This is a genomic window from Sporomusa sp. (assembly GCF_057736855.1).
The window spans coordinates 1-4,298 of record NZ_JBYKYF010000274.1 but is presented as its reverse complement, the minus strand read 5'-3'; the positions used below and the strand labels follow the sequence as shown (position 1 = coordinate 4,298).

Sequence of the window (4,298 nt, the reverse complement as noted above, 5' to 3'; positions counted from 1 at the left end):
GAATAACCAAATATATAAATAGAAAGCCGCTTTTTGCCTTACGGCATAAAAGCGGTTTTGTCTACAATCTGAGAGCTCTGGTTTTTTCCAGAGCTCTTGTATTTTACTCTACTTTAATTTTTACTACCACTTTCCGGACGGTAACACCAGGTTTGCTTTCACAGGTAGGGCGATGAATGTCCCATGGAAAAAATACGGCAAACATACCGCTGGACACTTTTATATCGATTTCATCTTTTACTTCCGAATAGAAAGTAGCGTCTCTGTCCTCCCAATACCCCTCTGGCTCCTCTGTTCCGTTGGCAATGTTGCCAAACCCCATGATCTCTTCGCCGGAAACAATATATTGAATATCAATGTACTTTCTATGGGTTTCGGCTTTGCAATTTTCTTTCTTGCCAGGTATATACTCCGAAACTATCGCGTACATTGCATCGCCATCAATGATATGCCTACCCAGGGAAAGGGTAGATACATCAGTATTTCTTAGATACTGCAGTCCTTTTTGCAGTAATGGTAGATGTAGTCCCTCTTGATCCGCATTTTCGAGATAACCTAGTATCATTTGTTTACACTCCTAATTTGTTATTTATTCATTAATACGCTTGTTAACAGCAAAATCCTCCCCTAATCATCAGCACTCACAAAATGGCGTGTTTAGAAACAGGAAAAGCTGCGCACAGTGTAGTATTAAAAAATCAGTTCTCACCGTTACTGATTCTGGCAAAGGCATTGCCCCTGAGCATTGGGATAAAATATATTGTTAACATTTTTTGCAAGAATATATTCGATCAATAGTTATCTCTACTGTTAAAACAATTTCATTTGCTTGACTTTAAAGGAATGTACCGTTTTGTCAGACATAATTTCGTCCCCGCGAGGATGACCGATCAGCAACGGTGAGTGAGGGTCATGCCGCTGCCTGGCACTACGTACCATATTTTCACTCGTCGTCGCATAACAATAAACACAACCATGAAAGCAGCAATCATAAGCACCAATATCAATACTTTCAATACATGCGCAATTCGGACGCTGATTGGAATCTTTTTTCGCCTGGATCGGACAGCCGATAATATGCTCAATCAATGATTGATCAATACAAGCAGAATGACGAATACCATACTGACTAAAGTCAGTTATCTCTGAGCAGGTCGTCAGCATAAGATTATGTCTTTGAGCCATTTGTGAGAATCCCTTGGCGATTTGATGCCTATGCAGCCATTCTGCTTCATGATCGACCAATCCCTTCAACCTTGGACGAACTTTGGCATACAAGTCAATAAAGCTAAAAATACATTGCTGTGTATAATTGGCAAGCTGCTCGCACATATGATCAAATGCTTCTAAATGATACTGCACAGAAAACTCAGGGCTAATGATCACCGGATCATAGCGCCAAACTACCCGTTGTTTGCCGATTTTATCACTCAACCATTGAAATGTTTCGATAATTTCCGGTTTTGCCGGCAAACCTGTTTCTATCCGTCTGTCATATGGCGTAAGTGTAAACTGAAAATAATACAAATACCCCAGTGCATCAATAATATCCAGCTTATCCAGCATCGGGCGGGGATTTTTGGTCCAGAATACAATGCAGTCAATCGCATCCGGGTTCAAGACTACTTTGGCTATGCGATTAGGATTTCGCGGGTTTCGGACATAGACAAACCCTTCTTGCAGGCGATATATAAACCACTCGGCGTAGAAAGCCGGAATATCTGTTCGTCGGCTGGCACTGATAATCAATTGACCTCACCATTCATTCCTAGTCTAGCGGTATTCTTCGCGGATAGGCGATCTACTATACCTATTTTAAGAAAAGGCCTGGCCTATGCCAAGTTTCTTACCCTCGAAATGTTATTCCTTGACGCAAGTAACCTTGGCGGCCTCAAACACGTCGGAGCAGCAGCCTTACGCATGCTTGTACAAGCAAATGTAGCGGTAATTTTAAGTAAATAAAGGCTTTACTTATGCTTTGGGAGGAGTATGTAATGACAAAAACGATTAAGGAACGCCTTACCGAGTTGGCTGATGAGGAGTACCGACAATTTCACAGCAAGTTGGTGCCAGGTACCGATAATATCTTAGGCGTACGGTTGCCGCACTTGCGTGAACTTGCCAAAGAACTTGCCAAAGGCGACTGGCGCACCTATCTAGCAACAGCACAAGATGACTATTACGAAGAAATCATGCTCCAGGCACTGGTAATCGGCCACATAAAAACAGATATTGTTGAAACATTGCGCTATATCACAGCTTTTATACCCAAAATCAACAATTGGGCAGTATGTGACAGCTTTTGCAGCAGTTTGAAAATCACGAAAAAGCATAAAGAGCAAATGTGGACATTTTTGCAGCCCTATCTAAGATCCCAAAAAGAATATGAGTTACGGTTTGGCATTGTTATGCTGATGGATTATTATATCGATGACAAGTATATCGATCAAGTATTAGTCCTTTTAGATACTGTCAGACATGAGGGTTATTACGTAAAAATGGCGATAGCATGGGCTCTGTCTGTTTGCTTTGTTAAGTATCCAGAAAAGACTATGGAGTATTTACAACATACCACGCTGGATGACTTCACATTTAATAAAACCTTGCAAAAAATTCTGGAATCCAATCGCGTCAGCCAAGAAACCAAAGAATTAATTCGTAAAATGAAACGAAAATAATAAGATATATCCAACGATGGCTGGTCAGCATGATTCGCTTTATTCGCCTCTTCACTTTTTTTGCTGGGACAATGAAAAGGATGCAGCGCATATTTACGCCTGCCTAGTGCCATACTAATTACGCACTGTCAGTGATGGAGGTGATAAAACATGTTGCCAGGAGTAAAATGCAAAGTTTCCAACTGTAAATACTGGAAAGCTGGTGAACACTGCGATGCTTCCGCCATAGAAGTTAATGTTGATGGCGGCGGTACAAATGCTCAAAGAAGCGCCCAAACTAACTGTAACACCTTTCAAAGTAAGTAAATTAACATGTGCAAACCTAAATCAAAGCCGTCCAGTATGGACGGCTTTGATGGTTTATAAGAAAAATTGACAGGATAAAATACCGTAACCAATATTTCCCAGGCATTGAGCAGCCAGACTATTCATATCGTAAGGCATCAATCGGATTCAACAGCGCCGCCTTACGCGCAGGATATAATCCGAAGAATAGGCCAATGCCGACCGAAAAAGCAAACGATATGATAATCGGCAATGGGGTAATAACCGTGTTCCAACCAGCCACAGAAGATATGGCATAGGAAGCACCGATACCAAAGACAATACCGATAGTCCCGCCAACTACACCGATTACGACGGCTTCAATCAAAAACTGCATTAGAATATTGGAGTATTTAGCACCCAAAGCTTTGCGGATACCAATTTCTCTTGTCCGTTCAGTGACAGATACCAGCATAATATTCATGATGCCGATACCGCCGACCAATAGAGAAATACCGGCAATACTTCCCAGCAGCAGGGTAATACTGGCTGTTGTTTCTTGGGCTGTGGCCATAACACTGGCTAAGTTACGTACGGTAAAATCGTCTTCTTTATCCCCGGTAATGCCATGCCGGGCACGCAACAGACTAGTAATTTCTTCCTGAACCTGATCTACCATCTCAGAACTCACAGCCTGCACACTGATTGTATGAATATAAGTAATACCCATCATTCGCTCTTGGGCAGTGGTTAGCGGAATGATAACAATATCGTCCTGGTCCTGTCCCCCTGCCGACTGGCCTTTGCTCTCTAGTACGCCAATGACCTTAAAGGGAGCATTGTTAATGCGAATACTTTGACCTATCGGATTGGTGTTGGTAAACAGGTTGCTGGCAACGGTAGCACCAATTACGGCTACCCGATTCCGGGAATCTAAGTCATCATTGGTAATAAAACTACCAGCTTCAACACTTACATTACGTACTTCCATATATTCGGGTGTTGTCCCCTGTACACTGGTCATCCAGTTCATATTGCCAGCAACGATTTGATACTGACTGCTAACACTGGGAGCAATCGCAGCAATACCATCCACATTGCGGGCTATTGCCTGAGCATCTTTCAAGGTTAAAGTCGTATTGCTGCCGGCGGCTCCCCGTACCCCCGCGGACGAGGACGCTCCTGGCATAACAATAATAAGATTACTGCCCAAACTGGCAATTGAGGTGGAAATTTTATCCCTGACTCCCATACCAATAGACACCATGGCAATCACTGCACCAACTCCGATGATAATGCCAAGCATGGTAAGGATGGATCTAAGCTTGTTGGAGATTAATGCATCTAAGGCAATCT

The 4,298-nt window shown here is 42.6% G+C and carries 5 protein-coding genes; 2 read left to right on the top strand and 3 right to left on the bottom strand.

What is annotated here, in order from left to right; translation table 11 throughout:
- Positions 1-103 precede the first annotated feature (103 nt).
- Positions 104-565 carry a NanQ anomerase/TabA/YiaL family protein gene (locus tag AC29Z1_RS14440; RefSeq protein ID WP_488272157.1) on the bottom strand — a complete coding sequence of 154 codons (462 nt, stop codon included), beginning with the start codon at positions 563-565 and terminating at the stop codon, positions 104-106.
- A 245-nt stretch (positions 566-810) separates the two neighbouring features.
- Complete coding sequence (locus AC29Z1_RS14435) at positions 811-1,749, bottom strand: DUF1848 domain-containing protein (protein WP_488272156.1); 939 nt, start codon at positions 1,747-1,749, stop codon at positions 811-813.
- Between the two features lie 245 nt (positions 1,750-1,994).
- Here AC29Z1_RS14435 and AC29Z1_RS14430 point away from each other — a divergent pair, with 245 nt between their 5' ends.
- On the top strand, positions 1,995-2,678 hold the full coding sequence (locus AC29Z1_RS14430; RefSeq protein ID WP_488272155.1) for a DNA alkylation repair protein: 684 nt from the start codon (positions 1,995-1,997) through the stop codon (positions 2,676-2,678).
- A 150-nt stretch (positions 2,679-2,828) separates the two neighbouring features.
- Complete coding sequence (locus AC29Z1_RS14425) at positions 2,829-2,984, top strand: DUF1540 domain-containing protein (protein WP_488272154.1); 156 nt, start codon at positions 2,829-2,831, stop codon at positions 2,982-2,984.
- A gap of 118 nt (positions 2,985-3,102) precedes the next feature.
- Here the strand turns inward: AC29Z1_RS14425 and AC29Z1_RS14420 are convergent, their stop codons facing one another.
- On the bottom strand, positions 3,103-4,296 hold the full coding sequence (locus tag AC29Z1_RS14420) for an ABC transporter permease (RefSeq protein ID WP_488272153.1): 1,194 nt from the start codon (positions 4,294-4,296) through the stop codon (positions 3,103-3,105).
- Positions 4,297-4,298 lie beyond the last annotated feature (2 nt).

Bases quoted from the DNA above. Each gene is read 5' to 3' on its own strand.
- AC29Z1_RS14440 (WP_488272157.1), bottom strand. From the start codon at position 565: ATGATACTAGGTTATCTCGAAAATGCGGATCAAGAGGGACTACATCTA.
- AC29Z1_RS14430 (WP_488272155.1), top strand. From the start codon at position 1,995: ATGACAAAAACGATTAAGGAACGCCTTACCGAGTTGGCTGATGAGGAG.
- AC29Z1_RS14425 (WP_488272154.1), top strand. From the start codon at position 2,829: ATGTTGCCAGGAGTAAAATGCAAAGTTTCCAACTGTAAATACTGGAAA.